This window comes from Methylobacterium sp. CCH5-D2, assembly GCF_001556475.1.
Classification (GTDB): Bacteria; Pseudomonadota; Alphaproteobacteria; order Rhizobiales; family Beijerinckiaceae; genus Methylobacterium; species Methylobacterium hispanicum.
Genome location: NZ_LSIX01000001.1, coordinates 1 through 15,732, shown reverse-complemented (window position 1 = coordinate 15,732; position 15,732 = coordinate 1). Strand labels below are relative to the sequence as shown.

The 15,732-nt window shown below is 72.9% G+C and carries 15 protein-coding genes; 9 read left to right on the top strand and 6 right to left on the bottom strand.

The window, feature by feature from the left end; all coding sequences use genetic code 11:
* From AX737_RS37685 to AX737_RS37645, 9 genes are all read left to right on the top strand, one after another.
* A partial coding sequence (locus AX737_RS37685; RefSeq protein ID WP_197430383.1) for a preprotein translocase subunit SecY occupies nucleotides 1–786 on the top strand: 786 nt, incomplete at its 5' end.
* A gap of 163 nt (nucleotides 787–949) precedes the next feature.
* Nucleotides 950–1,552, top strand: coding sequence for an adenylate kinase (locus AX737_RS37680; RefSeq protein ID WP_066917994.1), 603 nt, complete (start codon nucleotides 950–952; stop codon nucleotides 1,550–1,552).
* A gap of 206 nt (nucleotides 1,553–1,758) precedes the next feature.
* Nucleotides 1,759–2,127 carry a 30S ribosomal protein S13 gene (rpsM, locus tag AX737_RS37675; protein ID WP_066917993.1) on the top strand — a complete coding sequence of 123 codons (369 nt, stop codon included), beginning with the start codon at nucleotides 1,759–1,761 and terminating at the stop codon, nucleotides 2,125–2,127.
* Between the two features lie 171 nt (nucleotides 2,128–2,298).
* Nucleotides 2,299–2,688, top strand: a complete 390-nt coding sequence (gene rpsK / locus AX737_RS37670) for a 30S ribosomal protein S11 (RefSeq protein ID WP_066917992.1) — start codon at nucleotides 2,299–2,301, stop codon at nucleotides 2,686–2,688.
* A gap of 96 nt (nucleotides 2,689–2,784) precedes the next feature.
* Nucleotides 2,785–3,660 (top strand): MBL fold metallo-hydrolase, encoded by an 876-nt coding sequence (locus AX737_RS37665; RefSeq protein WP_066918002.1) that lies wholly within the window; start codon nucleotides 2,785–2,787, stop codon nucleotides 3,658–3,660.
* Between the two features lie 102 nt (nucleotides 3,661–3,762).
* Complete coding sequence (locus AX737_RS37660; protein ID WP_066917989.1) at nucleotides 3,763–4,782, top strand: DNA-directed RNA polymerase subunit alpha; 1,020 nt, start codon at nucleotides 3,763–3,765, stop codon at nucleotides 4,780–4,782.
* A 182-nt stretch (nucleotides 4,783–4,964) separates the two neighbouring features.
* Complete coding sequence (gene rplQ, locus AX737_RS37655; RefSeq protein WP_066917987.1) at nucleotides 4,965–5,378, top strand: 50S ribosomal protein L17; 414 nt, start codon at nucleotides 4,965–4,967, stop codon at nucleotides 5,376–5,378.
* A gap of 112 nt (nucleotides 5,379–5,490) precedes the next feature.
* Nucleotides 5,491–5,781 (top strand): hypothetical protein, encoded by a 291-nt coding sequence (locus AX737_RS37650; protein ID WP_066917986.1) that lies wholly within the window; start codon nucleotides 5,491–5,493, stop codon nucleotides 5,779–5,781.
* Nucleotides 5,768–6,442 carry a nucleotidyl transferase AbiEii/AbiGii toxin family protein gene (locus AX737_RS37645; protein WP_066917985.1) on the top strand — a complete coding sequence of 225 codons (675 nt, stop codon included), beginning with the start codon at nucleotides 5,768–5,770 and terminating at the stop codon, nucleotides 6,440–6,442. The genes AX737_RS37650 and AX737_RS37645 overlap by 14 nt, the downstream gene beginning before the upstream one ends.
* Before the next feature lie 18 nt (nucleotides 6,443–6,460).
* On the opposite strand, the gene AX737_RS37640 is transcribed toward AX737_RS37645, so the two are convergent.
* The 6 genes from AX737_RS37640 to AX737_RS37615 form a co-directional block, all read right to left on the bottom strand.
* A complete protein-coding gene (locus tag AX737_RS37640; protein WP_066917984.1) occupies nucleotides 6,461–8,359 on the bottom strand; it encodes a response regulator in 1,899 nt (632 codons plus the stop codon).
* Nucleotides 8,356–10,137, bottom strand: a complete 1,782-nt coding sequence (locus tag AX737_RS37635; protein ID WP_238229616.1) for a response regulator — start codon at nucleotides 10,135–10,137, stop codon at nucleotides 8,356–8,358. Before AX737_RS37635 ends, AX737_RS37640 begins: the two co-directional genes overlap by 4 nt.
* Entirely contained in the window at nucleotides 10,134–11,180 is a 1,047-nt protein-coding gene (gene cheB, locus AX737_RS37630; RefSeq protein WP_066917999.1) for a chemotaxis-specific protein-glutamate methyltransferase CheB, read from the bottom strand. Before cheB ends, AX737_RS37635 begins: the two co-directional genes overlap by 4 nt.
* Nucleotides 11,181–11,221: 41 nt before the next feature.
* Nucleotides 11,222–13,537 carry a response regulator gene (locus AX737_RS37625; RefSeq protein ID WP_066917981.1) on the bottom strand — a complete coding sequence of 772 codons (2,316 nt, stop codon included), beginning with the start codon at nucleotides 13,535–13,537 and terminating at the stop codon, nucleotides 11,222–11,224.
* Between the two features lie 15 nt (nucleotides 13,538–13,552).
* A complete protein-coding gene (locus AX737_RS37620) occupies nucleotides 13,553–15,223 on the bottom strand; it encodes a methyl-accepting chemotaxis protein (RefSeq protein WP_082772788.1) in 1,671 nt (556 codons plus the stop codon).
* 43 nt (nucleotides 15,224–15,266) lie between these two features.
* Nucleotides 15,267–15,732: chemotaxis protein CheW (locus tag AX737_RS37615; RefSeq protein ID WP_066917979.1), on the bottom strand; the 466-nt coding region annotated here is incomplete at its 5' end.

Genomic DNA, 15,732 nt, shown 5'->3' with positions numbered 1-15,732 from the left:
CTCATCATCTTCGCCGGTATCGTGGCCCACCTGCCGGTGGCGATCGCGGGCGCGCTCGAACTCAGCCGCACCGGCGCCATGTCGCCCGCCACGCTGCTCGGCTCGGCGGTCGGCGCCGTCGCGCTGATCTACTTCATCGTGTTCATGGAGCGCGCCCAGCGCCGCGTCCTGATCAACTACCCGAAGCGTCAGGTCGGCAACCGCATGTACGAGGGCCAGACCTCGTTCCTGCCGCTCAAGCTCAACACCTCGGGCGTGATCCCGCCGATCTTCGCCTCCTCGCTGCTGCTGCTGCCGGCGACCGTGGCGAGCTTCTCGGCGAACCAGGGCTCGTCCGGCTTCCTCGGCACGCTGACCACGCTGCTCGGCCACGGCCAGCCGGTCTACATGCTGCTCTACGCGGCGCTGATCATCTTCTTCACGTTCTTCTACACGGCGGTGGTCTTCAACCCGCAGGAGACGGCCGACAACCTGAAGAAGCATGGCGGCTTCATCCCGGGCATCCGTCCGGGCGAGCGCACCGCGGCCTTCATCGACAAGGTGCTCACCCGCATCACGGTGATCGGCGCGCTCTACCTGACCTTCGTCTGCCTCGCGCCCGAGATCCTGGCGATGGCGCTCTCCTCGCAGAGCCTCGCCTTCGGCGGCACCTCGCTCCTCATCGTGGTCTCGGTGACGATGGACACGGTGGCCCAGATCCACGGGCACCTGATGGCGCACCAGTACGAGGGGCTGGTGAAGAAGGCCAAGCTGCGCGGCGCCTCGACCACGCAGCGCCGGCGCTGAGACGCGGAACAGGACGGGGAGAATGCACGCTCCCCGTCTTTGGTCCGGCTGCCCTCCGCGGTAGAACCCGGCTACAAACCCACCACCCAAGGCGATGCCGGGGAGGCTTCGCCATCGCCCCGGAAGCCGCTGCCAGAGCGGACAAGGACGAGGACACACGGCCATGCGCATCATTCTGCTCGGACCGCCCGGCGCGGGGAAGGGCACCCAGTCCGAGCGGATCGTGGCACGTTTCGGCATCCCCCAGCTCTCGACCGGCGACATGCTGCGCGCCGCGGTGGCCGCCGGCACGCCGGTGGGCCTCGAGGCGAAGGCCGTGATGGAATCGGGCGGCCTCGTCTCCGATCAGATCGTCGTCGGCATCGTGGCCGACCGGATCGAGGAGGCGGACGCGCGGCGCGGCTTCATCCTCGACGGCTTCCCGCGCACCGTCGAGCAGGCCAAGGCCCTCGACGCCATGCTGGAGCAGAAGGGCATCGCGCTCTCGACCGTGGTCGAGCTGAAGGTGGACGAGGACGCGCTGGTCGGCCGCATCGCCACGCGGGCTGCCGAGACCGCCGCCAAGGGCCTGCCGGTGCGCAAGGACGACACGCCCGAGGTGTTCAAGTCCCGCCTGGAAGCCTACCGGGCCCAGACGGCGCCGCTCTCCGACTACTACGCCCAGGCCGGCAAGCTGGAGACGATCGACGGCATGCAGCCGATCGACACGGTCACGGCCGCGCTGATGACGATCCTCGAGCCCCACGCCGAGACGGCGGGGGCCTGATCGCGTTTCCGTCCACAACTGCTGTTGACAGGAGGACCGGCCCGCGCTAGCAGGCCGGTCTTCGTCCATTCGAAACGTGGCTCGAGGTGCCCTGATCGGGCGGCCGCGGGCCGTGTCGTCGTTCGACGGGCGCGCAGGGGCCGGACTCCACCGGACGCGCGGCAATCAGAAAGACCGGACCGCACGGTTCGGCGATGGAGTGTATCTTGGCCCGTATCGCAGGCGTCAACATCCCGACCGGCAAGCGCGTCGTCATCGCGCTGCAGTACATCCACGGCATCGGCCCCAAGAAGGCCGAGGAGATCACCGGCAAGGTCGGCATCCCGGCGGAGCGCCGCGTGAACCAGCTCACCGACGCCGAGGTGCTCCAGATCCGCGAGACGATCGACCGCGACTACATCGTCGAGGGCGACCTGCGCCGCGAAGTCTCGATGAACATCAAGCGCCTGATGGACCTGGCCTGCTACCGCGGCCTCCGTCACCGCAAGCAGCTGCCCGTCCGCGGCCAGCGCACCCACACCAACGCCCGCACCCGCAAGGGCAAGGCGAAGCCGATCGCCGGCAAGAAGAAGTAAGGTTTTCGGACTTGGGAGGCCGTGCTGCGCTCGGCCTCCTCTCCGTCGTACGGGTGTCCCTCTGCGGCCCCGGACAGGCGCCGCGGTTCTCAAGAGGCGCGCCGCCGACATCCCAAAAGAATCCCGAGCGCCTGGCATTACGGGCGTGCCTGAAGGACAGACGAGCAGATTATGGCCAAGGAACCGCAACGCGTCCGCCGCCGCGAGCGCAAGAACATCGTCTCGGGCGTCGCGCACGTGAACGCCTCGTTCAACAACACGATGGTGACCATCACCGACGCGCAGGGCAACACGATCTCGTGGTCCTCGTCGGGCGCGATGGGCTTCAAGGGCTCGCGCAAGTCGACGCCGTACGCCGCGCAGGTCGCCGCCGAGGACGCCGCCCGCAAGGCCGCCGAGCACGGCATGCGCACCCTCGAAGTCGAGGTCTCGGGCCCCGGTTCGGGCCGCGAGTCGGCGCTGCGCGCCCTTCAGGCCGCGGGCTTCACCGTCACCTCGATCCGCGACGTGACCTCGATCCCGCATAACGGCTGCCGTCCGCGCAAGCGCCGTCGCGTCTGATCGTGCGACCGACACGGCCCCGTCGCGGGGCCGTGCCACAGGGCGGGGTCGTCTCGACGGCGCCGCCCACGAGTGCATGCGAACGGGGAGATCTGCGTGACGGACAGCTCGAAGGCACTTCCAGGCGCCCTGCGTTGGCCGGTCGGCGACCTCACGGTCACGGTCCTCAACGACGGGTACCTGCAGGGCTCCCTCGATCTGGTCGCGGGCATCTCCAAGGAAGAGGCCGGCAGCCTCCAGGCCGCCGGCTTTCGCGCCCAGGACCCGCGCATCACGCTCAACGCCTTCCTGATCACGGGCCCGGGCCGCAAGCCCGTCCTGATCGACGCTGGCATGGGCAGCCTCGGCGGTCCCACGCTCGGCCATGTGCCCGCAGCTTTGGCATTCGCGGGGGTCCGGCCGGAGGAGATCGGTACGGTGCTGGTCTCGCACCTGCATCCCGACCATGTCGGCGGGCTGATCGACGAGCGGGGGCAGGGGCGCTACCCGAACGCCGAGATCGTGCTGCACACCGACGAGGCGGCGCACTGGCTCGGCGAGGACGCGCTGGCCCGCGCGCCGGAGGGTGCCAAGTCCTATTTCGAGAACGCCCGGAACGCGGTGGCGCCCTACGGCGGCCGCCTGCGCTACCACCGGGGCGGCGAGGTTCTGCCCGGCATCGAGGCCGTGCACCTGCCCGGCCACACGCCGGGGCACACGGGCTTCCGGATCGTTTCCGGGGACAAGAGCCTGTTCAGCTGGACCGACGTGGTGCATCTGCCCGCGATCCAGTTCAAGCAGCCGGAGGCCGGCATGGTCTTCGACGTCGATGTCGAGCAGGCGCGCGAGACCCGCAAGCGCGTGCTCGACATGGTGGCGAACGACCGGAGCTTCATCGCCGGCAACCACCTCGAATTCCCGGCGCTCGGCTACGTGGCGCGGGACGGGGCGGCCTACAGCTTCGTGCCGGAGCTCTGGGTCGCCGCACAATAGGTTTCATTCAGGGACCGGTTCCGCGGGCGGGGGCAGCCAGGCGGGCCGGCCGAAACGCGAGACGCCTCCGGGCGGCACGCGTGAGAGGCGAGAGGTAGGACCGTGGTCATTCAGAAGAACTGGCAAGAGCTGATCAAGCCGAACAAGCTGCAGGTGACGACCGGCGACGACCCGAAGCGCGTCGCCACCGTCGTGGCCGAGCCGCTGGAGCGCGGCTTCGGCACCACCCTCGGCAACTCGCTCCGCCGCGTGCTGCTCTCCTCGCTGCAGGGCGCGGCCGTCACCGCCGTGCAGATCGACGGCGTGCTGCACGAGTTCTCCTCGATCCCGGGCGTGCGCGAGGACGTCACCGACATCGTCCTGAACATCAAGACGATCGCGATCCGCTCGCAGTCGGACACCCCGAAGCGCATGACCCTGCGCAAGACGGGCCCCGGCCTCGTCACGGCCGGCGACATCGCGGTCACCGGCGACGTGCAGGTGCTGAACCCCGACCTCGTGATCTGCACGCTGGACGACGGCGCCGAGATCCGCATGGAGTTCACGGTCGCCACCGGCAAGGGCTACGTCCCGGCCGAGCGCAACCGCCCCGAGGACGCGCCGATCGGCCTGATCCCGGTCGACTCGCTGTTCTCCCCCGTCACCAAGGTCTCCTACCGCGTCGAGAACACCCGCGAGGGCCAGGATCTCGACAAGGACAAGCTGACCATGACGGTCGAGACCAACGGCGCGGTCTCGCCGGAGGACGCGCTGGCCTACGCCGCGCGCATCATCCAGGACCAGCTGCAGGTCTTCGTGAACTTCGAGGATCCGCGCAAGGAAGAGGCCGCCCCGCTCGCGCCGCAGCTGCCCTTCAACCCGGCCCTGCTCAAGAAGGTGGACGAGCTGGAGCTCTCGGTCCGCTCGGCGAACTGCCTGAAGAACGACAACATCGTCTATATCGGCGACCTCATCCAGAAGTCCGAGGGCGAGATGCTGCGCACGCCGAACTTCGGCCGCAAGTCGCTCAACGAGATCAAGGAAGTGCTCGCCGGCATGGGCCTGCACCTCGGCATGGACATCCCCGGCTGGCCGCCGGAGAACATCGAGGACCTCGCCAAGCGCTTCGAGGAGCATTACTAGGGCGCGCGGCCGCCCTGGCTTGAGCCGGGCGGCAGCACCGCGACGGCGGCGTCCCAGCGAAGCCGGGACGCCCCACCCAAAAATTCCCGCCGCGGGGTCAAGCGGAGAACGAAGACGCCTCCTGAGGAGGCACCGGCCGTTCCTTGGCACGGCGGCCGGCAGCATACGGAAAGGCCAGCACCATGCGTCACGGTTACCGCGGTCGCCGCTTCAACCGCACGGCCGAGCATCGCAAGGCGATGTTCGCCAACATGTCCGCCGCGCTGATCAAGCACGAGCAGATCATCACCACCCTGCCGAAGGCGAAGGACCTGCGCCCGGTCGTCGAGAAGCTGATCTCGCTCGGCCGCACCGACAGCGTCCACACCCGCCGCCTGGCGATGGCGCAGCTGCGCGACGCCGACATGGTCAAGAAGCTCTTCACGGTGCTGGGCCCGCGCTACCAGGGTCGCCCGGGCGGCTACTGCCGCATCATGAAGGCGGGCTTCCGCCACGGCGACAACGCCCCGATGGCCGTGATCGAGTTCGTCGATCGCGACGTCGATGCCCGCGGCAAGGATTCGGGCCCGAGCCAGCAGGTTGCCGACGCGGCCTGAGCCGGTCCGGCATCAACGGTCTCTCGCGGAAGGCGGTCCCTCGGGGCCGCCTTCTTCATTTCGGGCGCGGGCCGGTGCAGGATGGTCGGGGACCACGTCCCGGGAGGCGCCCATGCCGACAGCTCTGCCGCGCGACGCGGAACGGCCGCTGGCTCTGGCTGTGCGGCACATCAATGCCTCGGTCCCGGATCCGATCGATACCGAGACCCTGCTGTCGGCGCTGGGCGCTCCCGACAAGGCGGGCGCGGAGCATCTCTACGCCTTCTTCGACGAGGTGGAGGTCGAGACGATCAGCGACCTCGCCCGCAGCGGCGCTGTCACCTACGGGGCCCTCGCGAGGGGGGCCCGTCGCTGCCTCCCGCCGGATCACCCCACGCGGCTCTGGCTCGATGAGCGCGCCTGACCCGCAGTGGCGCCGGCTGCTCGATCTCGCGCTGCCGGCGCTCGACCACGTCTTCGGCCCCGGGACCGACGAGACGCGGCCCGCGCCCTGGACCCTCGGCCGCGGTACGGCGCTCGCACTCTGGATCGACCACCGGATCAGCTACGACGTGGACCTGTTCGTGCCGGGCGTGCCCCTGAAGCGCTTCACGCCGCAGCAGAACCCGGCCGCGGCGCGCATCTCCGGCACCTACCAGTGGCCAGGCCATTACCTGAAGTACGAGCGGCCAGAGGGCGAGATCGACTTCCTGTCGGTCGTCCTCCAGACGGAGCCGGGCTACGCCTGGATGGATCACGGGGCGGGCCGCATTCCGGTGGAGACGCCCGAAGAGATCCTGGTGAAGAAGATCCGCTTCCGCTCGGCCCGCTTCACGGCCCGCGACGTGTTCGATCTGGCCGCCGCGGCGCGGGCGCGGCCCGCTCTCGCGGAGGTGATGGCGCGCGAGGTTCCCGACGCGCTGGAGCGCACGCTCGAATCGCTGGAGCACCAGGCCCGCCGGAACAGCGACACGCTCGCCCACAGCATCATCCCGACCGCGCACGCCGCCGATCTGATCGCCGAGGCCTTCCCGGTCGGTCGCCGCGTGCTGAGGGACGCGATCGATCTGGCGGAGCGCGGCTGAGCAGCGCCCGCCCGAGCCTCAATCCAGCAGCGCCGACACCCGCCGCGCCAGCTCCGCCGACTGGAAGGGCTTGGCCAGGACCGGCAGGTCCTCGGGGATCTCGACGGCCTCGGCGTGGCCGGTGAGGATCAGGAGCGGCAGGTCCGGCCAGCGCGTACGCACGAGGTTCGCCAGATCGACGCCGCTCATGCCCGGCATGGCGAGATCGGCCACCACGAGGTCGAAGGTCTCGCGCTCCAGGATCCCGACCGCCGCCGCGCCGCTCTCGGCCTCGACCTCGCGGTAGCCGAAGCGGCGGATGAAGGAGGCGGTGACGTGGCGTACCTCCGGGTCGTCGTCGACCACGAGGACGCGTGCGGGGCGGCTCGCCACCGGCACGTCGGCTTCCTCCACCGTCGCGGCCCGGGGCGCGGCCTCGGCGCAGGGCAGGGCGAGTTCCACGCGCGTGCCGCGCCCGACCGTGCTCTCGATGCTGAAGCGGCCCTTCGATTGCTGGGCGAGGCCGAACACCATGGCGAGGCCGAGCCCCGTGCCCTGGCCGACCGCCTTGGTGGTGAAGAAGGGCTCGCAGACCCGCTTCAGGATCTCGGGGGGAATGCCGCTGCCCTCGTCCGTCACGCTCACCCGCACGTAGGGGCCGGGGGCGAGATCGGGGTCGTCGGCGATGTGCAGGCGGTCCGTGGCGATCACGATGGCGCCGCCGTCGGGCATCGCGTCACGGGCGTTGATGCAGAGGTTGAGCACCGCGAGTTCGAGCTGGTCGGGATCGACCTGCGCGGGCGGCAGGTCCGGGGCGAGGTCGGTCCGCACGCTGACCAGCCCGCCGAGGCTGCGCCCGAACAGGTCGCTCATGCCGGCGATCAGCGCGTTCACGTCGGTGGCGCGGGCGTGCAGGTCGTGGGTGCGGCTGAAGCTGAGGAGGCGCTTGGTCAGCGAGGCGCCGCGCTCGGCCGCGCCCCGGGCGTTCTCGATCAGGCGCTGGACGCGGGGCTGGCCCTCCACCTTCGGCACGGCGAGTTCCAGGCTGCCGAGGATGGCGGTCAGCAGGTTGTTGAAATCGTGCGCGATGCCGCCGGCGAGCGTGCCGAGCGCCTGCATCTTGTCGGACTGGCGCAGGCGCGCCTCCAGGCTCTTCTGCTCGGTGACGTCGCGCTCGATCGTGGCGAGGTGGGCGACCGCGCCCGCCGCGTCGCGGATCGGCACGCGCACCACCTGCGTCCAGCGCTCGACCCCGGGCGGCCCCTCCGAGACGAGGGCGTTGCCGACCTCGCCGGAGCGGATCGCGGCCGCGTCCGCGGCCGCGCTCTCGGGCGCGACGGGCGCGAGGTCCGCCTCGCGCTGTCCCAGGCTGTCGGCGACGGAGCGTCCGAGCAGCGCCGCCTTGCGGGCGTTGAGGCGCACGAAGCGGCCGCCTGCGTCCTTGAAGGAGATCGCCTCCTCGGCGTGGTCGAGGAGGCCGCGCAGCAGGGCGCGCTCGGTGGCGAGCTCCCGCCCGAGGCTGTGGCGCTCGAAGGCGGTGCGGACCGTGCCGCGCAGGAGCCCCGCGTCCCAGGGCTTGGTGACGTAGCCGATGATGCCGCCGCGGTTGAGCGCGGCGATCACGGCCGTGATGTCGGCGTACCCGGTGAGGAGGATCGCCTGGGCGTCGTGGAAGGTGCGGGCCTCGGCCAGCAGCGCGTCGCCGGTCATGCCCGGCATGCGCTGGTCCGAGATCACGACGGCGATGTCCGGCTCGGCCCGCAGGATCTCCAGCGCCTCGGCAGGCTTGGGGCTGGTGAGGACCCGGTAATCGTCCTCGAAGAGGTCCTCGAGGGCGATCAGGATGTCCGGCTCGTCATCGACGGCCAGGATCGTGCCGCGGCTCGCCGCCAAACCCACCCCGTTCTCTCGCAAACCGTCCTGGATACCGTGCGTCATGCGTCCACAGCCTGCCGCGGGATCCCGATCACGAAGCAGGCACCACCCCCGGGGGCCGTCTCCACGCTGAGGACGCCGCTATGCGCCTGAACGACGCTGTAGGCAATCGCGAGGCCGAGTCCGGTGCCGGACCCGACGGGCTTCGTGGTGAAGAAGGGCTCGAAGATCTTCTCGCGCAAGCCCTCCGGGATGCCGGGGCCGGTGTCGCTGATGCGGATCTCGTCGGTCTCCTCGCTCGACTGGGTGGCGATCCGGATGGTGCCGCCCTCCGGCATCGCGTCGGCGGCGTTGGAGAGGATGTTCATCACCACTTGGTTGAGCAGCGCCGGGGTGCAGCGGATCTCGGCCCGCCCGGCGAAGTCGCGCTCCACGCCGATGCCGGTCCCGAGCTTGTGCTGGATCAGCGCCAGCACGGTCTCGATCGCCTCCGGCACGTTGACGAGCGCCCGCTCGCCCTCGTCGAGGCGCGAGAACTTGCGCAGGTTGAGGACGAGATCCTGGATCCGGGTCAGGCCCATCCGCATGGCGCCGACCCGGTCGCGAGCCTTGGCGAGGCCCCGCGCGCCGCGCTCGTCGGCGGGCGCGGGCAGCTCGCCGAGCAGGCGCTCGACCGTGCCCTGGTGGGCCAGGATGAAGGCCAGCGGGTTGTTGATCTCGTGGGCGATGCCCGCGACCAGCTCGCCGAGCGAGGCCATCTTGGCGGCCTGGACGAGCTTGGCCTGCGCCTCGGTCAGCCGGCGGTTGGCCGTGGCGAGGTCGGTGTTGGCCTGTTCCAGCGCGTCGGCGAGGCTGGCGCGGGCTTCCGCCGCCTCGGCCTCGGCGCGGGCGCGCTCCACGGCGCGCTCGCGGGCCCCGAAGGCGCCGGCGATGCGGCGGTCGTCCTCCTCCAGCAGGCGGCGGCGCACGAGGCCGCGCACCCGGAGCGCCAGCACCTCCGCGTCGGATTTCGCCACCACGTCGTCGGCGCCGGCCGCGTAGGCGCGGACGAGAAAATCCTTGGCCGGGGTCGAGCCCGAGATGCCGACGAGGTGGAAGCCCGCCCCGTCCGCCCGGGTGGTGCGGCGCGCATCGACCGCCCGGCACAGCTCCAGCCCGTCATAGGACGGGCTCAGCAGGTCGAGGGTGACGCAGTCGAAGGGCTCGCCCTCCTGGTCGAGGGCGGCGAGCGCGTCCGCCGGCCCGTCCGCCGTGGTCACGGCGTGGCCCTCCTGGCCGAGCAGGCCGGCGAGGAAGGTGCGGTAGGTCGCGCTCCCGTCGATGACGAGGACGCGCCCGCGGCGGAACCCGGCGGCGCCCGGGGCCTCGCCGGCCACGGCCTCCCCGGTCGCGGACTTGCCGGTCACGGACTTGGCGCTCGCGGACTTGCCGCGCTCGCGCAGCAGCGCGCGGATGCGCAGCACCAGGAGGTCGCGGTCGTCGGACTTGGCGACGTAGGCGTCGGCGCCGCTCTCCAGGCCCTGGCGCTCGCCCTCGCGGGCGCCGGTCAGCATCAGCAGCGGCAGGGCCCGGGTGCGCAGCGACAGGCGCATCTGCCGGGTCAGCTCGTCGCCGTTCATGCCCGGCAGGTGGTAGTCGGCCACCACGAGGTCGGGCAGCTCGCGATTGAGATGGTCGAGGGCCGCCTCCGCCGTCGCCGCCCGCGCGACCGCGAAGCCGTTCTGTTCGAGAAGGAGGCGCAGCTCCAGCGCCTGCGTCTCCGAATCCTCCACCAGGAGGATGTGGGGAGCGGGCCCTGGCTCGGGGGCCGCCTCGGGCGAAGCACTCACGGGGACGCTCACGGGGCGGCCTCGGGATCGACGAGGCGCAGGATCTGGCCCGCGACCCGGTCGAGGGGCAGCACGCTGCGGGCCGCGCCGAGCCGCACCGCGGCCGCCGGCATGCCGTAGACGACCGCGGTGCTCTCGTGCTCGGCGATGGTCTGGGCGCCGGCCGCCTGCATGTCGAGGAGGCCGAGCGCCCCGTCCTCGCCCATGCCGGTGAGCAGCACGCCGATGCCGGAGGCGCCGCATTGCCGGGCCATCGCGCGAAACAGCACGGTCGCGGCCGGGCGCTGGCCCGAGACCGGGGCGGTATCGAGGATGCGAAGGCTCCGGTTGGGGCCGAGTTCGAGGTGGCGGTCGCCGGGCGCCACGTAGACCCGGCCCGCCCTGGCCTGCTCGCCGTCGCGGGCGATGCCGACCGCCATCGGCACGACGCCGTCGAGCCAGCTCGCGAAGCCCTCCATGAAGGCCGCGCCCATGTGCTGGACGAGGAGGACGGGGAGGGGGAAGTCGGCGGGGAGCGCACCGAGCACCCGGGCGAGCGCCGGGGGCCCGCCGGTCGAGGCCGCGATACCGAGCACCGTCGGCGCCTGCAGGCCGGCCGTCGCGGCGCTTGGGCGCGCGGCCGGCCCGCGCCCGGCCCACTCGGTCCCGATCGGCCGGCGCCGGATCACCGGAACCTGAGCCATGATCCGGAGCTGCGTGCAGATCTCGCCCGCGACGCCCTCGTAGCCCGCGTTCGTGGTCGCCACCGGCTTCTCGACGACCGAGAGGGCACCGGCGCGCAGCGCGTTCATCGAGATGCGCAGCGAGGAATCCTCGACCGCGTCGGCCACCACGACGATCGGCGTCGGGTGCTCGGTCATGATGCGCCGGGTGGTCTCCAGCCCGTCGATGCCGGGGAGCCGGATGTCCATCGAGATCACGTCGGGGCGCACGACGTCGATCATCGTCAGCGCCTCCTCGCCGGAGGAGACGGCGGCGACGATCTCCAGGCGCGGGTCGCGGGAGACGATGTGGCGCAGGAGCTCGCGCACCACGAGGCTGTCCTCGACCAGCATCACCCGCACGCGCCCGCCCTGCGGCGCCCCGGCGGCCCCGCTCACAGCAGGCGCCCGATCGTGTCGAGGAGCCCGCGCTGGTCGAACGCCTGCTTGGTCAGGTAGGCGTCGGCGCCGAGTTCGAGGCCGCGGGCGACGTCCTCGGGGTCGCCGCGCGAGGTCATCAGCACGGCCGGCAGGCGGCGGAAGCGCTCGTCCGCCCTGAGCGCCCGCAGCAGGCCGAACCCGTCGAGGCGGGGCATCTCCACGTCGGCGAGGACGAGATCGACCGGCTCGATCTCGGCGCGCAGCCGGTCGAGGGCGTCCTGTCCGTCCACGCAGACGACCACGCGGTAGCCGGCCGCTTCCAAGATGCCTTTCTCCAGGGTGCGGGTGGTGATGGAATCATCGACGACGAGAATCGTCGCGCGCACCATCGAACGTCGCGATTCCGGCCCGGTTCCGACGGCCGCGCTGTCCCCTTCGGTCGCGGATCCGCCATCCCGCCCGGCGGGGGCGCCGTCCGCGCGGGCGGCCAGCCCCTCCGGGTCCAGCACCAGCACCGGCACGTCGCCGGGCAGGATCGCGGTGCCGGCGACGAGGTCGGGGTCGGCGCCCACCGGCGGCACCGGCAGGACGAGGAGCGTGCGCACGTCGTGCAGCCGCTCGACCGCGAGGGCGAGGCGGGCGCCGCCCGCCCGCAGCAGCACCGCGGTGAGGGTCTGGGCGGGCGCGGCCGCCGGCAGGCCGAGCAGGTCGGAGAGCACCGCCACCGGCAGGCTCGCCTCCGCCTCGCCCTCCGCGTCCGCCACGCGCAGCACGGGGCGCCCCATGGCGTGGGGCAGGCCGGCGCGCTCGACCCGCAGCAGGCGCGCCACGCCCGCGCCCGGCAGGGCGTAGGTGGCGCCCGCCGCCTCGACGAGGAGCAGGCTGCGCCGGGAGGCGGCGAGCGGCAGGCTCAGCACGAGCTGGCTGCCGTGCGGGGCGCGGGGCGCGAGGCGCACGCCGCCCTGGAGGGCACGGGCGGCATCCGCCACGACCGAGAGGCCGAAGCCGCGCCCCGCCAGGGTGTCGACGCTGGCCGCCGTCGAGAAGCCCGGCTCGAAGACCAGGGCGAGGAGCGCGTCGGGCTCCGGCGCCTCGCCGTCAGCGAGGAGGCCGCGACGGCGGCCCTGGGCGGCGATCGCCGCGAGGTCCGGGCCCCGCCCGTCGTCCCAGACCGTCACGAGGAGCCGGCCGCCCCGGAGCGCCACCTCCAGGCCGATCTGCAGCGCCTCGGGCTTGCCCGCGGCGGCGCGGACCTCCGGCGGCTCCCAACCGTGGCTCAGGGCATTGCGCAGGGCGTGCAGGACCGGGTCCTTGAGGCTCTGCAGCACGGCGCGATCGACCGGCACGTCGAGGCCGCGGGAGGTGACCGCGACGTCGCGGCCCTGCTCGCGCGCGGTCTCGCGCAGGGTCCGGGCAAGGAGGCCGAGCACGGTCTCGGCCGGGACGAGGGCGAGCCGCTCGGCCTCCGCGCGCACCCGGGCGGCGGCCCCGTCGAGGGTCGCGGCGGCGGCGGCGTGGCGGCGGGCGAGGTCGCCGGCCTCGCGGGCCAGCGCCGCGAGCGCCGTGTCGAGGCCGCGCAGCTCCGCCCTGGCGGTCTCGACGGAGGCCTCGTCGGCGGCCTGTGCCACCCCCGCCAAGCCTCCGACCCGGCGGCGCAGGTCGGTGCAGGCGCGGGCGATGCGGGCGAGGCCCTCGGCCACCGGGGCGCCGCCGAGCGCGCCGGTGAGGTCGTGGCTCGCCCGGGACAGGGCCGCCACGGTCTCGGCCGGCACGCGCAGGATCGTCTGGGCCGTCTCCGGCGCCGGCTCGGCCGGAGCCGCGGGCTTCGGCGCGGGCTCGGCCGGGGATTCCGCGGACGACCCGGCGGAGGACCGGGATACCGGGGCGGGAGTCTCGGTCGGCGCCGCGGCGGGTGCGGCTCGCGTCTCGGCGGCCGCCGCGGGCGCCTCCGGCCGGGTCGGGTCGAGGCACCGGTCGAGCGCGACCAGCGCGTCGCCCGGCATGGCCGCGTCCGGCGCCTCCTTGATGGCGGCGACGTAGGCCTCGATCCGGTCGAGGGCGAGATGCGTCGCGTTGGCCGCCTCGCGCCCGAGGGGCGCGCCGGTGCTGACCCGCTCGAACAGGGTCTCCAGACGGTGCGCCAGCGCCTCGACGGCCGGCAGGTCGACGGCGCGCGAGGCGCCCTTCAGGCTGTGGGCCCGGCGGAAGATGTCGTTCCAGTCCGGCGCCCGGTCGGAGGCGACGGCGCCGAGCGCGGCGCGGATCGCCTCGATGTGCTCGCGGTGCTCGACCTCGAAGGCGGCGAGCAGGAGTTGGCGGATGTCGGCCAAGGCGGGAGCCCGGGCCTAGTGCCGGTAGCGCTCGGCGAGCGCCATCAGGGCCTGGGCCAGCTCCGTGAGGTTGGCAGACGCCGCCTCGACCTCGCGGGTGCCGGCCGCCGTCTGCTGGCTCGCCTGCCGGATGTTCTGGAGCGCGCCCATCACCTGCTCGATGCCGAGCTGCTGCTGGTTGGTGGAGGCCACGATCTGCTGGAAGGTCTGGACGTTCTCCTCGACGCGCGCCGAGATCTCCTCGATCGTGCGGTGCGTCGTGTCCGAGCGCGCCTTGCCGGTGGCGGCGCGCTTGACCGCCTCCTCGGTGAGCATGACCGAGGTGTTGATGCCCCGCTGGATCTCGCCGAGGATGCCGCGCACCTGCACGGTGGCGGCCTTGGCCTGGTCGGCGAGCTGCTTCATCTCGGCGGCCACCACCGCGAAGCTGCGCCCCCCTTCGCCCGCCGCCGCCGCCTCGATGGCGGCGTTGAGCGCCAGCAGGTGCGTGCGCTCCGAGATGTCGTTGACCGTCTCGATGATGTCGCCGATCACCTGGGTCTTCTCGGACAGGGCGACGATGTTGCCGGCCACCGCCTCCGCCTGCTCGCGGATCGCGTCCATCGCCTTGGCGGTGTCGGCCACCGCCCGCAGGCCTTGGCGGGAGGTCTGGGCGGTGGCCTGGGCGGTGGCGATGACCTCGCCGGCCCGCTTCGAGATCTGGGCGCCCGAATGGGTGATCTCGTCGACCGTCGCGGCGGTCTCCTGCACGGCGGCGAACTGCTCCTCGACGGAGGCCGCCTGCTCCTGCGCGGAGGCGCGGATCTCGGCGGCCGCCGCGTTCAGGTCGGCGGTCGCGGCCCGGTTGGTGCGGGCGAGCTCGGCCAGCCCCCCCACCATCTGGTTGAGCGTCCGGCTGAGGCGGGCGATCTCGTCGCCGCCCTGGGCCGGCAGCTCGCCCGAGAGGTCGCCCGAGCCGACGCGCTCGACGAAGCCCATCACCCGCTCCAGCGGCCGGACCACGGCCCGGCTGATCAGGATGGTCACGAGGATGCTGAGCAGGGCGCAGGCGGCGAGCGTGCCCAGGATCGACAGGCGGCTCGCCTCGTAGATGCCCTGCACGGTGCGCTGGCCCGCGGCGATGCCCTCGTCGAGGACGTTGCGGTTCTGCTCGACGCCGCGCAGCACGCTCTCCTGGATGCCGTTGATGTCGGGGTTGCGCGCCTCGATCGCGGCGGCGTCGCGGGCGGTGATCGCGGCGACCTGCGCCTCGCTGGCGGTGCGCAGCTGGCGGAACAGGCTGGCGGTGTCGGCGGCGCCGAGCGCGAGGCGCTTCCAGATCGCGGCCCGGGCGGGCGTGAAGGCCGATTCCGCGTAGCTGTTCGAGGAGCGGATCAGGGCGGCCAGCAGCGCGTCGGCCTCGCCCGCCGCGGTGCGCCAGCCGTCGAGCGCCCGGTTGATCACCTGCGCGTCGGTCTCGCGCGAGAGCACGGCAATCACCGCGTTGCGGCGCTGGAGGCCCATGTCGCGCGCCCTGTTGGCCAGTTCGTCGAGCTGGCGCGCCACCATGAGGTCGCGGGCGACGATCGCGTCGGTCGCCTCGCGCACCGCGCCGATCTGGCCGATGGCGTAGAGGCCCATGGCGACGATCACCACCGTGATGGCGACGAAGCCGAGCAGGATCCGTTTTCCGATCGAGAGCGACAGCGAGGTCAAGGCGGCTTGCTCCGGGGCCGGGCGGCCTCTGGCGTCAGGGAAGGGCGCGCCGCAGGAGGCGCGGCAGGTCGAGGACGACGAAGTCGCCGCCCTCGGACCCGGCGGGGGCATAGCCCGAAACGGCGGCGGCGCCCATCCCGCCCGAGGGCGGATGCGACGGGTCGGCCTCGGGGCCGGCGGAGGCCGGTTCCGCGTCGATCTCGACGACGCCGATCACGCGATCGACCGCGAGGGCGACGGGCACCGTCCCGGTGCGCAGGGCGACGAGGTGGCCGCCGGGGGCGGCGCCCGGACCGGGACGGCCCAGCGCGCGGGCGAGGTCGAGCACGCTGACGATGCGGCCCGAGACCGCCGCGAGGCCGAGGAGCGCCGGCACCGCGCCGGGCACCGGCGTGCAGGGGCGCATCGGCAGGACGCCGGCCGCCTCCGCGAGCGGCAGGCCGTAGCGCTCCGCGCCGCAGGCGCAGACGAGGTAGGCGCGGCGGGCGCCGGCCTCGGCC